The sequence below is a fragment of the Pseudomonas sp. AC255 genome, from assembly GCF_979258175.1.
In genome coordinates this window covers 435,780-453,079 of sequence record NZ_OZ409841.1, presented here as the reverse complement: position 1 = coordinate 453,079, position 17,300 = coordinate 435,780, and the positions used below count along the sequence as shown (strand labels likewise).

The window sequence follows — 17,300 nt, the reverse complement described above, 5'->3', positions numbered from 1 at the left end:
GTTCTACCTCAGCTTCAGGGTGGCAAGGCCGACCAGGACGAGAATCACGGTGATGATCCAGAAACGGACGATCACGCGCGGCTCGGGCCAGCCCTTGAGTTCAAAGTGGTGGTGAATCGGCGCCATGCGGAACACGCGGCGACCGGTCAGCTTAAAGGAGGCAACCTGAATGACAACTGACAGGGTTTCCATCACGAACACGCCGCCCATGATGAACAGGACGATTTCCTGACGAACGATCACCGCGATGGTGCCCAGTGCCGCGCCGAGTGCCAGTGCACCGACATCGCCCATGAACACTTGCGCCGGATAAGTGTTGAACCACAGGAAGCCCAGACCCGCGCCGATCAGTGCACCGCAGAACACGATCAATTCGCCTGCGCCCGGCACGTAAGGAATCAGCAGGTATTCGGCGAACTTCACGTTGCCCGACAGGTAGCAAAAAATCCCCAGGCCGCCGCCGACCATCACCGTCGGCATGATCGCCAGGCCGTCGAGGCCGTCAGTCAGGTTGACCGCGTTGCTCGAACCGACAATGACGAAGTAGGTCAGCACGATGAAACCGGCGCCCAGCGGGATGCTGTAGTCCTTGAGCATCGGCAGAATCAGCGTGGTTTCCACCGGCGTCGCGGCAGTCATATAAAGGAAGATCGCAGCGCCGAGGCCGAACACCGACTGCCAGAAATACTTCCAGCGGCTCGGCAGGCCACGGGAGTTCTTCTCGATCACTTTGCGGTAATCGTCGACCCAGCCGATGGCGCCGAACAGCAGGGTCACCAGCAGCACCACCCAGACGTAGCGGTTGCTCAGGTCAGCCCAGAGCAAGGTGCTGACGCCGATCGAAGACAGAATCAGCGCGCCACCCATGGTCGGCGTACCGGATTTGGACAGGTGCGATTGCGGACCGTCGTTACGCACCGATTGGCCGATCTGACGGTTCTGCAGAGTACGGATCATCCACGGGCCATAGCACAGCGACAAGACCAGCGCGGTCAGCACACCGAGAATCCCGCGCAGGGTCAGGTACTGGAAGACCGCGAAGCCTTTGTAGAACTGTTGCAGATACTCCGCTAGCAGCAGCAGCATTAATGTTTCTCCAGACTGGACCCGCACAGAGCCGCAACGATGTTTTCCATCGCTGCGCTGCGCGAACCCTTGATCAAAATGGTGGTGTTTGTGTCCTGCTCGGCGGCGAGGGCCTGGATCAGCTCGGCCTGTGTGCCGAAGTGCTGCGCCTGCTCACCGAAAGCGTTTACCGCGTGGACCATGTTCGGCCCGACCGCGTAAAGCGCAGAAACCTTGCCTCGGGCGTACTCGCCCACGTCGCGGTGCCCCTGCTCCGCCCAGTCGCCCAACTCGCCGATATCGCCGAGCACCAGGACGGTGCGGCCGGAAAAGCCGGCGAGTATATCAACGGCCGCGCACATCGAGGTGGGGTTTGCGTTGTAGGTGTCATCGATCACGCGCATGCCGTTTTTTGCCAGTTGCGCGACGGTGCGCCCCTTGACCGGTTGCACCGCACCGAGGCCGGTGGCGATGCCGAACAGCGACACGCCCAAGGCGTGAGCAGCAGCGGCGGCAGCCAGGGCATTGGCGACGTTATGAGTACCGAGCAGGTTCAGTTGCACGCGCTCGCTACCTTCAGGCGTGTGCAGATTGAACGCCGGGCAACCACGGGCATCGGTGGCCAGATCGCTGGCGTGGAAATTCGCCTCGCTGTTGCTCAGGGCGAACGTCAGCACCTGACGGCCGGCCGCGCGGGTCTTCCAGATACCAAAAGCCTTGTCATCGAGGTTGAGCACGGCGATGCCATCGGCGGCCAGACCCTCGATGATTTCGCCTTTGGCTTCGACGATTTTTTCCGGACCGCCGAACTCACCGACGTGAGCGGTGCCGGCGTTGTTCAGAATCGCTACGTGCGGCTTGGTCAGGCCGACGGTGTAGGCGATTTCACCGAGACGCGAAGCGCCCAGTTCGATGACAGCCGAGGTGTGTTCCGGCGCCAGCTCGATCAGGGTCAGCGGTACGCCGAGGTCGTTGTTCAGGTTGCCACGGGTCGCCAGCACCGGACCGCGGGTACGCAGGATGCTCGCGAGCATTTCCTTGACCGTGGTCTTGCCGCTGGAACCGGTCACCGCTGCCACGGGCTGAGTGAACGCAGCACGGTTCAACGCGCCGAGTTGGCCCAGCGCCTGACGGGTGTCCTTGACCAGCAATTGCGGCAGCGCGCTGTCGGCGACTTCGCGCTCGACCAGTGCCGCCACGGCGCCTTTGCCGGCAACGTCGTTCAGATAATCATGACCGTCGAAACGCGGGCCGGTCAGGGCGATGAACAACTGGCCGGGCTGGATCGCACGACTGTCGATACTGACGCCGTCGAAACGGGCATCAGCGCCAATCAGGCGGGCCTCGAGTGCATTGGTAAGTTCACTGAGTGTCAGTGCCTTAAGCATGGGCCACCTCCCACGCGGTCAGGGCGTGATCAGCCTCGACCAGATCGGAAAAGGCATGGCGTACGCCGTTGATTTCCTGATAGTCCTCGTGACCTTTGCCGGCCAGCACAATCACGTCGTCAGCGGTTGCGCCGGCAATCAATTGCGCAATGGCCTGACCGCGACCGGCGACGAAGGTGACTTTATCCACAGCGGTAAACCCGGCACGGATGTCGTCGAAAATCACCGCAGGATCTTCGGTGCGCGGGTTGTCATCGGTGACCAGCACCTGGTCGGCGAGGCGCTCGACCACTTCGGCCATCAACGGACGTTTGCCACGATCGCGATCACCGCCGCAGCCGAACAGGCACAGCAGTTGGCCTTTGACGTGCGGGCGCAGCGCAGTGAGAACCTTTTCCAGCGCATCGGGTGTGTGGGCGTAATCGACCACCACCAACGGCTGCGTGCCACCACCCAGACGCTGCATGCGACCGGCCGGGCCTTCGAGCTTCGGCAGCACTTTGAGAATTTCGTCGAGGGCGTAATCCAGACCGAGCAAGGCGCCGACTGCGGCCAGCACGTTACTCAGGTTGAAACGACCAAGCAGCGTACTGCGCAGGTGATGCTCGCCCTGCGGCGTGACCAGCGTGGCGCGTACACCATGGTCGTCGAACTGCGCTTCGCGGCAGAACAGGTAGGCACTGCTGTCGAGCAGGCTGTAGGTGATCAAACGCGACTCGCGTTTTTCCGCCGCCAGTTGCCGGCCGAAATCGTCGTCGAGGTTGACCACGCGGCACTTCAGGTCATTCCAGGCGAACAGCCGGGCCTTGGCCTCGGCGTACGCCTGCATGGTGCCGTGATAATCCAGATGATCGCGGGACAGGTTGGTCATCACCGCCACGTCGAACGCCAGCGCGGTGACCCGGCCCTGATCCAGACCGTGGGACGAGACTTCCATGGCCACGGCTTTGGCACCGGCCTTTTTCAGGTCACCCAGGGTCGCTTGCACGGCAATCGGGTTCGGCGTGGTGTGCAGGCCGCTTTCCAGCGCGCCGTAGAAACCGGAACCCAGCGTACCGACGATGCCGCAATGCTGGCCGAGCAGATCAAGTGCCTGCGCAACCAGTTGGGTCACGCTGGTCTTGCCGTTGGTGCCAGTGACGCCGATCAGGTTCAGGTGATGACTCGGCTCACCGTAAAAACGCCCGGCAATGTCCGAAAGTTGCGCCGCCAGACCCTTGACCGGAATCAGCGGCACGTCAGTGATCGGCAGCACGGTGGCGCCTTCGACTTCATAAGCCACGGCAGCCGCGCCGCGTTGCAAGGCATCGGCGATGTGCGCACGGCCATCGAAACGGCCGCCGGGCACGGCGAGAAACAAGTCGCCGGCGCGCACGTTGCGGCTGTCCAGCGCCAGTTCACGGATCAACAGATCGTGGCCGGCGTGGGGAAATATCTTGTTCAGACTTAATGACATCAGCCGCGCCCTCCATTGGCTTTCAGCGGAACGACCGGGGTGGCGTTGGCCTGTTGGGTGGTCGGCAGGTTGTCCGGGGTCACGTTCATCAGACGCAGGGTGCCGGACATCACACGGCTGAACACCGGCGCGGACACCAGACCACCGAAGTACCCGGCCTTGGTCGGTTCATCGATCACCACAACGATGGCGTAACGCGGATCGCTCATCGGGCCGAAGCCGGCGAACAGCGAACGGTAGGAGTTTTCTGCGTAGCCCTTGGTGCCGACCGAAGTCTTGCGCGCGGTACCCGACTTGCCGCCGACGTGATAAGCCGGCACCTGCGCACGGAACACGCCGCGCGGCGCTTCGATTACCTGCTGCAACATGCCCTGCATGGTTTTCGCCACGGCTTCCGGCAGCACTTGGGTGGTCTGCGGCATCTTGTCGGTTTTGATCAGGGTCAGTGGCGCGAGGCGACCGTTGTTGGCCAGTGCCGAGAACGCGTGCACCAACTGGATCGCGGTCACGGAAATACCGTAGCCGTAAGACAAGGTTGCAGTTTCAGCCTTGCGCCATTCGCGGTAGTTCGGCAGATTGCCGACACGTTCGCCGGGGAAGCCCAGGCCGGTGTCCTGACCGAGGCCGACTTTCTGCGCGAGACGGAAAATGGTTTCGCCGCCGATATCGAAGGCGACTTTACTCATGCCGACGTTACTGGAATTGATCAGGATGCCGGTCAGATCGAGCACCGGCCCTTCGGTCTTCGACACGTCTTTAATGGTGTATTTGCCGATCTGCAACGAGCCCGGATACACCTCGACGGTGTCGCTCGGTTTCCAGCGGCCGGTTTCGATCGCCGCGCTCATGGAAATGGCTTTCATGGTCGAACCCGGCTCGAACACGTCGATCATGGCGCGGTTGCGCATCATCGCCGGTTGCAGGTTGCGACGGTTGTTCGGGTTGTAGGTCGGCTGGTTGACCATGGCCAGGATCTCGCCGGTCTTTACGTCCATGATCACCAGACTGCCGGCCTTGGCGCCGTTTTCGATGATCGCGTTGCGCAGCTCGCGGTTGGCCAGGTATTGCAGACGCAGGTCAATCGACAACGCCAAGGGCTTGCCGGCCTTGGCGTTCTTGGTGACCTGAACATCCTTGATCAGCCGGCCCCGGCGATCCTTGATGACTTGTCGTTTGCCCGGCACCCCGGCCAGCCATTCGTCATAGGCCAGCTCGACGCCTTCGCGACCGTGATCGTCGATGTCGGTAAAGCCGACCATGTGCGCGGTGACTTCACCGGCCGGATAGAAACGACGGAATTCTTCGATGCCATAGACGCCCGGCACTTTCAGATCGAGCACAGCCTGACCCTGCTCGGGGGTCAGCCCGCGCACCAGGTAAATGAATTCTTTGTTGGCCTGGGCTTCGAGTCGCTCGCTCAGGGCTTTCGGGTTCTGGCCCAGCGCGGCGGCGAGTGCCGGCCACTTCTCTTTGGCCGACTGCATTTCCTTGGCGTTGGCCCACAGCGTGGTCACTGGCGTACTGACAGCCAGAGGCTCGCCGTTACGGTCGGTGATCAGGCCACGGTGCGCCGGAATCGGAATATGCCGCAGGCTGCGCGCATCGCCCTGACCTTTGAGGAAGTCACGGTCGACCACTTGCAGGTCGATGATGCGCCAGCAGATCGCCGCGACCATCAGGCCGAGCAGCGCCACCATCAGGCGGAAGCGCCATGGGAACATTGCGCCTTCGAGTTTCATCATGGCGCCACCATCTTCACGTCGGCGGCGCCAGGGATGTGCATCTTCAGTTGTTCGGTGGCCAGCACTTCGATGCGGCTGTGCGCAGTCCAGGTGCTCTGCTCGAGAATCAAGCGGCCCCACTCGGCCTGCGCCTTGTCGCGCACGCTCAGTTCGTTATAAAGGGTGTTGAGCAACTGCCGGTTCCAGTGCGCGCTGTACGACACGGCAATGGCCGAAAACAGCACGCCGATAAACAGCAGCAGCATCAGAAAGCTGCCGCCGGGCAGTGGTTTGGCGAAAAGCTTGCTCACCGCAACTTCTCCGCGACACGCATGACGGCGCTACGGGAACGTGGGTTGGCTTTGAGTTCGGCGTCGGAGGCCGTCTGCGCTTTGCCGTGGATTTTGATTTTCGGTTCGAAGGCGACGTGGCGAACCGGCAGGTTGCGCGGCAGGTTGTCGACTTCGCCTTTCACCAGCTTGCGCATGAACAGTTTGACGATGCGGTCTTCCAGCGAGTGGAAGCTGATGACCACCAGACGGCCGCCAACTTCCAGCGCTTCCAGTGCGGCGTCGAGACCGGCCTCCAGATCGCCGAGCTCGTTGTTGACGTGAATGCGCAACCCCTGGAACGCGCGGGTGGCCGGGTTCTTGCCCTTTTCCCACGCCGGGTTGGCGACTTTCAGCACTTCGGCCAGATCGGCGGTGCGCTCGAACGGCTTGATGTCACGACGCTCGGCGACGGCACGGGCCATACGCCCGGAGAAACGTTCTTCGCCGTATTCCTTGAACACCCGGGCGATTTCTTCCACAGGCGCGGTGTTGACGAATTCGGCAGCGCTGATGCCACGGGACGGGTCCATGCGCATGTCCAGCGGCCCGTCATTGAGGAAACTGAAGCCGCGCTCGGCGTCATCGAGCTGCGGCGAAGACACACCGAGGTCGAGCAGAATGCCGCTGACCTTGCCGGTCAGGCCTTGCTCGGCAACCACCGAACCGAGCTCGGCAAAGCTGCGCTGCACAACGACAAAGCGGCCGTCTTCGGCCGCTAGCGTTTGCCCGGTGGCAATCGCTTGAGGATCCTTGTCGAATCCGATGAGTCGACCGTCCGGCCCGAGCTGGCTGAGGATCAACCGACTGTGCCCGCCGCGCCCGAACGTGCCGTCCAGATAGCAGCCATCAGGACGTACGGCGAGAGCCTCGACGGCTTCGTCAAGCAGTACGGTGATGTGGTTAAAGCCGCTATCAATAGTCACAGGATCAAATCACGCAGTTCATCAGGCATCGCGCCCGGTTGTTGAATAGCAGCAAGGTCAGCGGCAGATACCGCATTCCATGCATCCTCGTCCCACAATTGGAACTTGTTCAGTTGGCCGACCAGCATCGCGCGCTTGTCCAGCTTGGCGTATTCGCGCAGACGCGGCGGAACCAGGAAACGACCACTGCCATCGAGTTCGAGGTCGACGGCATTACCAATCAATAAACGTTGCAGGCGACGGTTCTCTTCGCGAAGCGAAGGAGTGCGCGCAACTTGGTTTCAATAATTTCCCACTCGTCGAGCGGATAGACACACAGGCATGGATCAACGGCATCAATGGTCACGATCAATTGGCCGGAACTGCGCGAATCGAGCTCGTCACGGTACCGGCTCGGCATGGCGAGACGGCCCTTTGCATCGAGACTGATAGCGTTAGCTCCGCGAAACACGTCAGCGTTTCTCCAATTTTTATCGTTTTGAGCTCAAAAAACCCACTTCATGCCACTTTCCGCCACTTGCGCACACTATAGGAATGCGCCCACCACACCGTCAAGGCGCGGATTAAAGGAAAAGCCTTACAGAACGGAGATTTAGCGACGTAAAAGGAGGCTCAACGAGAATCTGACGTGAAGTTTTGGTCAATAACTTGATGCAGCACTGAAAGCTGCGCTCGAAAGTTAAAGTAGTTTGTTAAGAGTAAGATTTTTTCGGTATTACAAAGGCGCTTCGGCTGTTGATTGAAGCAGGGTGGGAAAAGGCTATTACCGCGTTTGCCGCTGCCGGAATTTCAGACCAGGCCGGCTGATATTACACAGCCGCGTCTTCTTTGTTTCAAGCAGGGAAAGAAAAAGGTGGAGAGTCGATCTGTAAGCCGGGTTCTGTCTTGAACAGTCATTCGTCTACGATGGCCATCACTGGACATCTTTAGCAACCTACCCGGTCCCAGCGCGGGCCACGCCTTGGGACCCTATTTGGTCTTGCTCCAAGTGGGGTTTACCTAGCCACGAACTGTTGCCAGACGTGCGGTGCGCTCTTACCGCACCTTTTCACCCTTACCGGCGCTTGCGCGCTTAGGCGGTTATTTTCTGTGGCACTTTCCGTAGGCTCACGCCTCCCAGGCATTACCTGGCACTTCGCCCTATGGAGCCCGGACTTTCCTCCCCCTAATTCTCATAGAGGGCAGCGACTGTCCGATCGACTCTCCGCCGCGAAGGTTAACGGCAGAGCGCCGGAAGAACAAGCGCTAAAACCCTCCATACCGCCATGGGCGACGGCTTACACGCCTTTCTGTTTATCCAGCGCCACCTGATACAACACGTTTTTGCGCTCGCCAGTGATTTGCGCTGCCAGTGCGGCGGCGCGCTTGAGTGGCATTTCCTCCAGAAGCAGATCGAGGATGCGCATGGCTTCGCTGCTGACCGCGTCCTCCGACTCCGGCGCGGTCCAGCCGGCCACCAGCACTACGCACTCACCGCGCTGCTGATTGCTGTCGGACTCGACGAACGCACGCAGCTCGCTGAGCGGCAGGCCTTTAAGGGTTTCGAAGGTTTTGGTGATTTCCCGCGCCAGCAGAGCCTGACGCTCGCCGCCAAACACTGCTTCCATATCCTGCAGGCATTCGAGAATGCGATGCGGCGCTTCATAGAAAATCAATGTGCGCGGCTCTTCTTTAACCGCTTCCAGACGCGCCTTGCGTCCGACCGACTTGGCCGGCAGAAAGCCTTCGAAGATAAAACGGTCGGACGGCAAGCCCGCCGCCGACAGCGCTGCGATCAACGCACAGGCACCCGGCACCGGCACCACGTTGATCCCGGCCGCACGGGCCTGACGCACCAGGTGATAACCCGGATCGGAAATCAGCGGCGTGCCGGCATCGGAGATCAGCGCGACGTTGTCGCCCGCCAACAACCGCGTAATAAAGCGGCTACCCTCATCCCGTTCGTTGTGTTCGTGACATGCGGCCAAGGGCGTGCCGATGCCGAAGTGCTGCATCAGGCGCGCCGAATGCCGGGTGTCTTCCGCTGCAATCAGGGCCACTTCACGGAGGATTTTCAAGGCCCGGGCGCTGATGTCGTCCAGGTTGCCGATGGGCGTCGCCACCACATAAAGCGAGCCAGCAGCGGAATTCAAAGGACCTGGAGCAGTCAAAGCGCACACCTCGTGATCGGTAAAAGCGGCCATTGTAGCGCGTCATGAGGCTTGCGATGCGCTCCGGCCGAGTGCGGTTTTTCGCCCGGTTGTGCGCTGCCGCAACATTTACTCCAGCTAAATTGACCGATTCACGCCAGTAACATCGCGCCCCGGCCAGTGCTTGGGTACAATTCCACGCTAATTTGATCGAGTATCAGGAACACTTACATGATCGCTTGCCTGCGGCTGTTCACTGCCCTCTGCCTCGCTGCCTTGTTGGCCGCGTGTGCCAGCTCCCCTTCCTCCAGCCTTGGCGAACTTCCACGGACTCCGGACGCCAGCATCGAGCAACTGCTCGAACAGGCTGCGCAGGCTAAAACCCCGGAACAAGCCGCCCTGCTGCGCCTGAGCGCGGCGGACCAGGCCTACCGCCAAGGCAATGCCGGCCAGTCCGCGCAAATCCTGCAACAAGTGCCGGTGGAGCAACTCAAGCCAGGCCAGCAGATTTTCGCCAATACGCTTTCCGCCGAACTGGCCATGACGCGCAATCAGCCGAAAGCTGCGCTGACCGCCCTGAGCCATCCTAGCTTCCAGAAGCTCGGGGAAATGCCGGAAGAGCAGCAAGTGCGCACTGGCACTGTTCACGCCCGCGCCCTTGAAGCCGATGGCCAGACGCTGGCCGCTGCCCGTGAGCGTGTGTTCATCGCACCGATGCTGGAAGGCGAAGCGGCGAGCAAGAACCACGAAGCGATCTGGACCCTGATCGCTTCGCTGCCAACCGATCAATTGCAACCGAACAACACCGACGATCTCGGCGGCTGGATGGCACTGGCGCAAGCGGTGAAAACCGCAGGCACGCTGGAACAGCAACAAGCCGCGATCGACAACTGGCGTGCGCAGAATCCAAAGCACCCGGCGGCGATCAACCTGCCGCTGCCGCTGACCAAGCTCAAGGAACTGGCCAGCCAGCCACTGAGCAAAATCGCCCTGCTGCTGCCACAGGACGGCCAGTTGGCGTCGGTCGGCAAAGCGCTGCGTGAAGGCTTCATGGCCGCGCATTATCAGGCGCAACAGGCCGGCCAGAACCCACCTGCCATCGAGTTCTACGACAGCTCGAAGCTGACTTCGATGGACGAGTTCTATCGCAAGGCTCAGGCTGACGGCGTGCAACTGGTAGTCGGCCCGCTGGAAAAACCACTGGTCAAGCAACTGAGCACTCGCCCGCAACTGCCAATCACCACCCTGGCGCTGAACTACAGCGAAGGCGAGCAAGGCCCGGCGCAGTTGTTCCAGTTCGGCCTGGCGGCTGAAGACGAAGCTCGCGAAGTTTCCCGTCGCGCTCGTGCCGACGGCCTGCATCGCGCCGCTATCATGGTACCGAAGGGCGAATGGGGCGATCGCGTCCTGCGTGCCTTCAGCCAGGACTGGCAAGCGAATGGCGGCAGCATCGTTGCCACCGAGCGTGTCGATCAGCCGGTGCAACTGGCCCAGCAGATTGCCGACATGTTCCAGCTGCGCCAGAGCGAAGCCCGCGCCAAGAGCCTGCAGAATGTTGCCGGCACCAATGTCGCCGCGCAGCCTTCGCGTCGTCAGGACATCGAATTCATCTTCTTGGCCGCCACGCCGCAACAGGCCCAGCAGATCAAGCCGACCCTGAATTTCCAGTACGCCGGTGACGTCCCGGTCTACGCGACCTCCCACGTCTACAGCGCCAGCGGCGACGTCAATCAGTACAACGACATGAACGGCATTCGCTTCTGCGAAACCCCATGGCTGCTGGAAACCAGCGATCCGCTGCGCCAGCAAGTAGCTGCGCAATGGCCGCAAGCCAATGGCAGCCTCGGTCGCCTGTACGCCATGGGCGCCGACGCCTATCGCCTGGCACCGCGCCTGGGCCAACTCAAGGCCCTGCCGGACAGCCGCATCGAAGGTCAGTCGGGCAGCCTCGGCATGACCCAGACCCAGCGCGTTGTGCGCCAGTTGCCGTGGGCACAGTTCGTCAGCGGTCAGGTGCAGCGCCTGCCGGACACCCCGCGCTGATGCCCGACAGGTCACGCTCGCAAAGCGGCAAGGATGCCGAGCGCCAGGCGCTCGAACATCTGCAACAACAAGGTCTGCGCCTGTTGGCGCAGAACTGGTTATGCAAACGCGGCGAGCTTGATCTGGTCATGCTTGATGGCGATACAGTAGTATTCGTTGAAGTTCGCTACAGAAAAAACACTCAATGGGGTGGCGCGCTCGCCAGTATCGACGAGCGCAAGCAGCAGAAACTGATCTTTGCAGCACAGTATTTTCTTCAGCGCGAGTCGCGTTGGGCCAATTCCCCCTGCCGCTTCGATGTGGTGGCAATCGACAGCCACCCGAATCAGCTGAACTGGTTGCAGAATGCTTTCGACAGTTGATCGCCTGCACCCTGCCCCGTTTTCGTCCGACACATTTTGCTCTTTGCTTTGCCGGCTGCACATTCACGTGCCGAACAGCCGCGCCACTTAAGGTCACACAGATGGACATGCAATCCCGAATTCGCCAGCTATTTCAGGCCAGTATCGACACCAAGCAACAGGCGATGGACGTACTTGCACCGCACATCGAGCAAGCCAGCCAGATCATGGTCAACGCCCTGCTCAACGAAGGCAAAATGCTCTCGTGCGGCAACGGTGGTTCGGCCGGCGATGCCCAGCATTTTTCTTCGGAGCTGCTCAACCGCTTCGAGCGCGAGCGTCCGAGTCTGCCGGCGATTGCGCTGACCACCGACACTTCGACAATCACTTCGATCGCCAACGATTACAGCTACAACGAAGTGTTCTCCAAGCAGATCCGCGCGCTCGGCCAGCCGGGCGATGTGTTGCTGGCGATTTCGACCAGTGGCAACTCGGCGAACATTATTCAAGCGATCCAGGCCGCACATGATCGCGAAATGATTGTCGTAGCTTTGACCGGACGCGATGGCGGCGGCATGGCGTCGCTGCTGTTGCCCGAGGACGTCGAGATTCGCGTACCGGCCAACGTCACTGCACGTATTCAGGAAGTCCACTTGCTGGCGATCCATTGCCTTTGCGATCTGATCGACAGCCAACTGTTCGGGAGTGAAGAATGACCCCTAATCGCCTTGGCCTTCTGGCCTTGACCCTGTGCCTCGGCATCAGCGGCTGCACCTCGGTGGTGAACGCCAGCCGTGAAGCGCCGATCGAAGACGACCGTGGCACGCGCACCTTCGGCAGCAAGATCGACGACTCGCTGATCGAAACCAAAGCAGGCGTGAACATCGCCAAGGCCGATCCGGCCCTGGACAACGACTCGCATATCGTCATTACCAGCTTCAACGGCGTGGTATTGCTCGCCGGCCAGACGCCACGCGAAGATCTCAAGGCCAAAGCCGAACAGGCCGCCGCCAACGTCCAGCGCGTGAAGAAGGTGCATAACGAACTGCAAGTGCTGCAACCGTCCTCCCTGCTCGCGCGCCAGAACGACGCGTGGCTGACCACCAAGATCAAGACCCAGATGCTCACCGACGCCAGCATCCCCGGCTCGCGCATCAAGGTCGTGACCGAGAACGGCATCGTCTATCTGCTGGGCCTGCTGACCAAACAGGAAGCCACTCAGGCAACCAATCTGGTTCAGGGCGTGTCCGGTGTGCAGAAGATCGTGAAGCTGTTCGAATACATCGACTGACCTGATTACGCGGGAGCTGTGTAGGAGCTGACGAGTGCATCGAGGCTGCGATCTTTTGATCTTGCTTTTAAAAATCAAAAGATCGCAGCCTCCGGCAGCTCCTACACGACCAATGCAGGCACAAAAAAGGCGATCCATCCGGATCGCCTTTTTTTATTTCACAACCTTCAAGCTTGGCCGGCCACTCGGACGTGGCGGCTCGCTGCCCGGTGGCGGCGAGTCGTCATCCGGATCAATGTCTTCCTCGTCGTCCATCGGCAACTCGAGGTCAAACACCATGCCCTGGCCGTTCTCCCGGGCGTAGATGCCCAGGATCGCGCTGATCGGCACGTAGAGACTGTGCGGAACACCGCCGAAGCGGCCTTCGAACGTCACCACGTCGTTGTCCATGTGCAGATGACGCACGGCACTGGGCGAGATGTTCAGGACGATCTGGCCGTCACTGGCAAAACCCTGTGGCACCTGCACCGCCGGGTACTCGGAGTTGACCAGCATGTGCGGGGTGCAATCGTTATCCACAATCCACTCGTAGAGCGCGCGGACCAGATAAGGTCGACTGGAGTTCATAGCGGCTCCTTAAGCCTTAGCGCATATCGCGTTCGACACCAGACAGACTCGCCTGGAAAGCCTCACGCGCAAACTGACGCTCCATATAATCAAGCAGCGGCTTGGCCGGCCGCGGCAGTTCAATACCCAGAATCGGCAAACGCCAGAGTATGGGTAATAGGCAGCAATCCACCAGACTTTGTTCCTCACTGAGGAAGAACGGTTTGTCGGCAAACAGCGGCGAAACGCCGGTCAGGCTTTCGCGCAGTTCCTTGCGCGCCACGACCCGTGCAGCCTCTTTGCTCTTGGGATCCAGAATCAGATCCACCAGCCCGCACCAGTCACGCTGAATCCTGTGGATCAGCAGACGACTGTTGGCCCGCGCCACCGGATAAACCGGCATCAGCGGCGGGTGCGGGTAACGCTCATCCAGATACTCCATCACCACGGTCGACTCCCACAACGCCAGGTCACGATCGACCAGCGTCGGCAGACTGCCGTAAGGGTTCACCTCAATCAGTTTAGGCGGCTGGCGGCCCGCTTCCACGTAAATGATTTCGGCGCTGACACCCTTCTCTGCAAGCACGATGCGCACTCGGTGGGAATAGTGGTCGGCGGGGTCGGAGTAACAGGCCAACCGATTGGTCACGCCCATGGCGATCCTCCTCGCTTGTTGAATTTGTCGGAACCGGAAAAACGCGCGCGCCCAGAGGGCACCTCCCGCAGGGTCTGACTGAGCAGACCCTGCTTTAGCGGAGGCGCCCTTGGGCGCGCGCGATTAACAGCAATGCTTGAAGCGTATCAGTGCACGTCTTTCCAGTATTCACGCTTGAGCAGGTAGGCGAACACAAAGAAGAACGCCAGGTACAGCAAGACATAAGTACCGATGCGCTGATGTTGCAGCTTAACCGGGTTAGCCGAGTAAGCCAGGAAGGTTACCAGATTCTTGACCTTCTCATCGAACTGCTCTTCGTTCAGAGCACCGGACTTCGGCACGATGGTCAACTGATCACACGCTTCATGAGTCAGCGGCGTGCCGGTCAGCGGATCGTATTGCTTCTTGCCGTCCTCGACGATCTGCACCTGCTTGCAGCCGACGACCTGCCGACCTTGCAGGCCGACCAGCACGTTAGGCATGCCGACGTTCGGGAAGACCTTGTTGTTCACGCCCCATGGACGCGCCGGGTCTTCGTAGAACGACTTCAGGTAACCGTACAGCCAGTCGGTGCCGCGTACCCGCGCTACCAGCGTCAGGTCCGGCGGCGCCGCGCCGAACCAGGTCTTGGCGTCGGCCGGCTGCATGCCGATGTTCATGTGGTCGCCAATCTTGGCACCGGTGAATACCAGCTTCTCCAGCATCAACTCGTGCGGAATGCCGAGGTCATCGGCAACGCGCTCGTAACGCTGGAACTTGGCGCTGTGGCACCCCATGCAATAGTTGGCAAAGGTCCGCGCACCATCCTGCAGGGCGGCTTTGTCGGAGACGTCGATATCGACACTTTCCAGTTCCGGACCATGGCCCCCGGCAGCAAAAGCCAGGGAAGGCAGCGCAGTAAAAATCAGAGCAAGAAATAACTTTTTCATCAGCCAGTCACCCTTTCCGGAACCGGTTTGGTCTTCTCGAGCCGGGTGTAGAACGGCATCAGAATGAAGTAGGCGAAATACAGGAAGGTGCAGACCTGCGACAGCAACGTGCGCCCCGGCGTCGGCGCAAGAACGCCGAGGATGCCGAGAATCACGAAAGAAATGCAGAACACCACCAGCCAGATTTTGCTCATCCAGCCCTTGTAGCGCATCGATCTCACCGGACTGCGATCAAGCCATGGCAGCACGAACAGCACCGCAATCGCCGCGCCCATGGCGATAACGCCCATGAGCTTGTCTGGCACCGCACGCAGGATTGCGTAAAACGGAGTGAAGTACCAGACCGGGGCAATATGCTCAGGCGTCTTGAACGGGTTAGCCGGCTCGAAGTTTGGTTTTTCGAGGAAGTAGCCGCCCATTTCCGGGAAGAAGAACACAATGAAGCAGAAGATGAACAGGAACACCACGACGCCGACAATGTCCTTCACCGTGTAGTAAGGGTGGAACGCGATGCCGTCCAGCGGGATGCCGTTTTCGTCTTTGTGCTTCTTGATATCGACGCCGTCAGGGTTGTTCGAGCCCACTTCATGCAGCGCCAGAATGTGCAACACCACCAGACCGAGAATCACGATCGGCAGCGCGACAACGTGCAAGGCGAAGAAGCGGTTCAGGGTGATTCCGGAGATCAGGTAGTCACCACGAATCCACTGGGTCAGGTCATCGCCGATCAGCGGAATCGCGCCGAACAGCGAGATGATCACCTGGGCGCCCCAGTACGACATCTGGCCCCAAGGCAGCAGGTAACCCATGAACGCTTCGGCCATCAGTGCCAGGTAGATCAGCATGCCGAACACCCAGACCAGCTCGCGCGGTTTCTGGTACGAACCGTAGAGCAGGCCGCGGAACATGTGCAGATAGACGACGATAAAAAACGCCGAGGCGCCGGTCGAGTGCAGCAGACGCAGGATCGAGCCGTACTCGACGTCGCGCATGATGTATTCGACGGAAGCAAACGCCTCTTCTGCGGACGGCGTGTAGCTCATCGTCAGCCAGACACCGGTGACGATCTGATTGACCAGCACCAGCAGCGCCAGCGAGCCGAAGAAATAGAAGAAGTTGAAGTTTTTTGGTGCGTAATATTTGCTGAGATGGTCTTCCCACATTTTGGTCGCGGGAAAGCGCGCATCAACCCAATCCATGAACTTGCTCATCACGCTTTCTCCGTATCGACGCCAATGACAATCAGGTCATCGGTCTCATAGGAATGCGGGGGAACTGGCAGGTTCAAAGGCGCAGGTTGCGACTTGTAGACGCGGCCAGCCAGATCGTAGTGGGAACCGTGGCACGGGCAGAAATAGCCGCCTACCCAGTCTTTGCCCAGATCCGCAGGTGCCACTTCGGGACGGAAGGTCGGTGAGCAACCCAGGTGCGTACAGATCCCGATCAGCAGGAGAATTTCCGGCTTGATCGAGCGCACTTCCGGGTCGACATAAGTGGGTTGCGTGGAGTTTTTGGAGGTCGGATCGGAGAGTTGACCCTCGATCTTCTTGAGATTCCCCAGGATTTCCTCGGTACGGCGGACAATGAACACCGGCTGGCCGCGCCATTCAGCAATCATCTGCTGGCCTGGCTCGATTTTGCTGACATTCACTTTCACCGGTGCACCGGCAGCTTTCGCCTTGGCACTGGGAAACCATGACCCCACGAACGGGACCGCAGCCCCCACCGCTCCTGCAGCACCCACCACGGATGTGGCTGCCACCAGGAAGCGACGCCGGCCTGCATTCACGCCGTCATTGCTCATTCAGTCCTCTCCCATCAGCTTTTTTGGCCTGTTAAATCAGGCGTCTACTAAATAAATCAAATGTTACTTATAAAAATTTTGCCCGAATGGTAATGAAAACCCCCAATTCTGACAAGGTTAATTCCCCGGGGATCAACCCCTCAAGCCTTGGAGTATAGGGGGTCTACGGCTGTGGCAAGTTGTCACAACGCAATTCTTTGATAAATCGCACGCATAAAAAAACGCCCGCTTCCGTGAGGAGGCGGGCGTTCTTTTTTGAACGTGGAAGCGAAATTAACGCTTCGAGTACTGCGGACGCTTACGCGCTTTACGCAGACCAACTTTCTTACGTTCAACTTCACGGGCGTCGCGGGTAACGAAGCCAGCTTTGCGCAGAGCGCTACGCAGGGTTTCGTCGTAGTCCATCAGAGCGCGGGTGATGCCGTGGCGGATTGCGCCAGCCTGACCACTTACACCACCGCCGATCACGGTGACGTAGATGTCGAACTTCTCGACAGTCTCGGTCAGCTCCAGCGGCTGACGAACTACCATGCGGGCAGTTTCGCGGCCGAAGAAGTTATCCAGCGAACGGTTGTTGATGGAGATGTTACCAGTACCCGGACGCAGGAAAACGCGTGCGGTTGCGGTCTTGCGACGGCCAGTGCCGTAATTTTGAGTCGCCGACATAATGAACTATT

General features: G+C 60.0%; 17 protein-coding genes, 1 other RNA gene and 1 pseudogene. 4 read left to right on the top strand and 15 right to left on the bottom strand.

What is annotated here, in order from left to right; all coding sequences use genetic code 11:
• Positions 1 to 3 precede the first annotated feature (3 nt).
• From mraY to rsmI, 9 genes and pseudogenes are all read right to left on the bottom strand, one after another.
• The gene (gene mraY, locus ACZZ0K_RS02245) at positions 4 to 1,086 is read right to left on the bottom strand and encodes a phospho-N-acetylmuramoyl-pentapeptide-transferase (protein WP_016773275.1); all 1,083 of its coding nucleotides are present in this window, start codon (positions 1,084 to 1,086) and stop codon (positions 4 to 6) included.
• Positions 1,086 to 2,453, bottom strand: coding sequence for a UDP-N-acetylmuramoyl-tripeptide--D-alanyl-D-alanine ligase (locus tag ACZZ0K_RS02240; RefSeq protein WP_258707183.1), 1,368 nt, complete (start codon positions 2,451 to 2,453; stop codon positions 1,086 to 1,088). Before ACZZ0K_RS02240 ends, mraY begins: the two co-directional genes overlap by 1 nt.
• Positions 2,446 to 3,909 (bottom strand): UDP-N-acetylmuramoyl-L-alanyl-D-glutamate--2,6-diaminopimelate ligase, encoded by a 1,464-nt coding sequence (locus tag ACZZ0K_RS02235; RefSeq protein ID WP_016773271.1) that lies wholly within the window; start codon positions 3,907 to 3,909, stop codon positions 2,446 to 2,448. The genes ACZZ0K_RS02240 and ACZZ0K_RS02235 overlap by 8 nt, the downstream gene beginning before the upstream one ends.
• Positions 3,909 to 5,648, bottom strand: coding sequence for a peptidoglycan D,D-transpeptidase FtsI family protein (locus tag ACZZ0K_RS02230; RefSeq protein WP_172834036.1), 1,740 nt, complete (start codon positions 5,646 to 5,648; stop codon positions 3,909 to 3,911). Before ACZZ0K_RS02230 ends, ACZZ0K_RS02235 begins: the two co-directional genes overlap by 1 nt.
• A complete protein-coding gene (gene ftsL / locus ACZZ0K_RS02225; RefSeq protein WP_016773269.1) occupies positions 5,648 to 5,941 on the bottom strand; it encodes a cell division protein FtsL in 294 nt (97 codons plus the stop codon). The genes ACZZ0K_RS02230 and ftsL overlap by 1 nt, the downstream gene beginning before the upstream one ends.
• On the bottom strand, positions 5,938 to 6,885 hold the full coding sequence (rsmH, locus tag ACZZ0K_RS02220; protein ID WP_374046297.1) for a 16S rRNA (cytosine(1402)-N(4))-methyltransferase RsmH: 948 nt from the start codon (positions 6,883 to 6,885) through the stop codon (positions 5,938 to 5,940). Before rsmH ends, ftsL begins: the two co-directional genes overlap by 4 nt.
• A pseudogene (gene mraZ / locus ACZZ0K_RS02215) lies at positions 6,882 to 7,336 on the bottom strand (division/cell wall cluster transcriptional repressor MraZ). The gene rsmH and the pseudogene mraZ overlap by 4 nt, the downstream one beginning before the upstream one ends.
• Before the next feature lie 402 nt (positions 7,337 to 7,738).
• Positions 7,739 to 8,089, bottom strand: an RNA gene (gene rnpB / locus ACZZ0K_RS02210) — RNase P RNA component class A.
• Between the two features lie 73 nt (positions 8,090 to 8,162).
• Positions 8,163 to 9,068 carry a 16S rRNA (cytidine(1402)-2'-O)-methyltransferase gene (rsmI, locus tag ACZZ0K_RS02205; RefSeq protein ID WP_016773267.1) on the bottom strand — a complete coding sequence of 302 codons (906 nt, stop codon included), beginning with the start codon at positions 9,066 to 9,068 and terminating at the stop codon, positions 8,163 to 8,165.
• A 177-nt stretch (positions 9,069 to 9,245) separates the two neighbouring features.
• On the opposite strand from rsmI, the gene ACZZ0K_RS02200 reads away from it, so the two are divergent.
• The 4 genes from ACZZ0K_RS02200 (at position 9,246) to ACZZ0K_RS02185 (ending at position 12,689) form a co-directional block, all read left to right on the top strand.
• Positions 9,246 to 11,057 carry a penicillin-binding protein activator gene (locus ACZZ0K_RS02200; protein ID WP_073473468.1) on the top strand — a complete coding sequence of 604 codons (1,812 nt, stop codon included), beginning with the start codon at positions 9,246 to 9,248 and terminating at the stop codon, positions 11,055 to 11,057.
• The gene (locus ACZZ0K_RS02195; RefSeq protein WP_016773265.1) at positions 11,057 to 11,419 is read left to right on the top strand and encodes a YraN family protein; all 363 of its coding nucleotides are present in this window, start codon (positions 11,057 to 11,059) and stop codon (positions 11,417 to 11,419) included. The genes ACZZ0K_RS02200 and ACZZ0K_RS02195 overlap by 1 nt, the downstream gene beginning before the upstream one ends.
• A 101-nt stretch (positions 11,420 to 11,520) precedes the next feature.
• Positions 11,521 to 12,114 carry a phosphoheptose isomerase gene (locus ACZZ0K_RS02190; RefSeq protein ID WP_008082788.1) on the top strand — a complete coding sequence of 198 codons (594 nt, stop codon included), beginning with the start codon at positions 11,521 to 11,523 and terminating at the stop codon, positions 12,112 to 12,114.
• The gene (locus ACZZ0K_RS02185) at positions 12,111 to 12,689 is read left to right on the top strand and encodes a BON domain-containing protein (RefSeq protein ID WP_024014250.1); all 579 of its coding nucleotides are present in this window, start codon (positions 12,111 to 12,113) and stop codon (positions 12,687 to 12,689) included. Before ACZZ0K_RS02190 ends, ACZZ0K_RS02185 begins: the two co-directional genes overlap by 4 nt.
• Positions 12,690 to 12,842: 153 nt before the next feature.
• On the opposite strand, the gene ACZZ0K_RS02180 is transcribed toward ACZZ0K_RS02185, so the two are convergent.
• The 6 genes from ACZZ0K_RS02180 to rpsI form a co-directional block, all read right to left on the bottom strand.
• Positions 12,843 to 13,256, bottom strand: a complete 414-nt coding sequence (locus ACZZ0K_RS02180; RefSeq protein ID WP_016773263.1) for a ClpXP protease specificity-enhancing factor — start codon at positions 13,254 to 13,256, stop codon at positions 12,843 to 12,845.
• Positions 13,257 to 13,272: 16 nt separating this feature from the next.
• Positions 13,273 to 13,890, bottom strand: a complete 618-nt coding sequence (locus ACZZ0K_RS02175; RefSeq protein WP_007961620.1) for a glutathione S-transferase N-terminal domain-containing protein — start codon at positions 13,888 to 13,890, stop codon at positions 13,273 to 13,275.
• Positions 13,891 to 14,036: 146 nt separating this feature from the next.
• Positions 14,037 to 14,819 (bottom strand): cytochrome c1, encoded by a 783-nt coding sequence (locus ACZZ0K_RS02170; protein ID WP_016773262.1) that lies wholly within the window; start codon positions 14,817 to 14,819, stop codon positions 14,037 to 14,039.
• Entirely contained in the window at positions 14,819 to 16,030 is a 1,212-nt protein-coding gene (locus tag ACZZ0K_RS02165; RefSeq protein WP_016773261.1) for a cytochrome b, read from the bottom strand. Before ACZZ0K_RS02165 ends, ACZZ0K_RS02170 begins: the two co-directional genes overlap by 1 nt.
• Entirely contained in the window at positions 16,030 to 16,623 is a 594-nt protein-coding gene (petA, locus tag ACZZ0K_RS02160; protein ID WP_007917031.1) for a ubiquinol-cytochrome c reductase iron-sulfur subunit, read from the bottom strand. The genes ACZZ0K_RS02165 and petA overlap by 1 nt, the downstream gene beginning before the upstream one ends.
• 273 nt (positions 16,624 to 16,896) lie before the next feature.
• Positions 16,897 to 17,289: a 30S ribosomal protein S9 gene (gene rpsI / locus ACZZ0K_RS02155; RefSeq protein ID WP_003228056.1), complete on the bottom strand. Its 393-nt coding sequence runs from the start codon at positions 17,287 to 17,289 to the stop codon at positions 16,897 to 16,899.
• Positions 17,290 to 17,300: the final 11 nt, after the last annotated feature.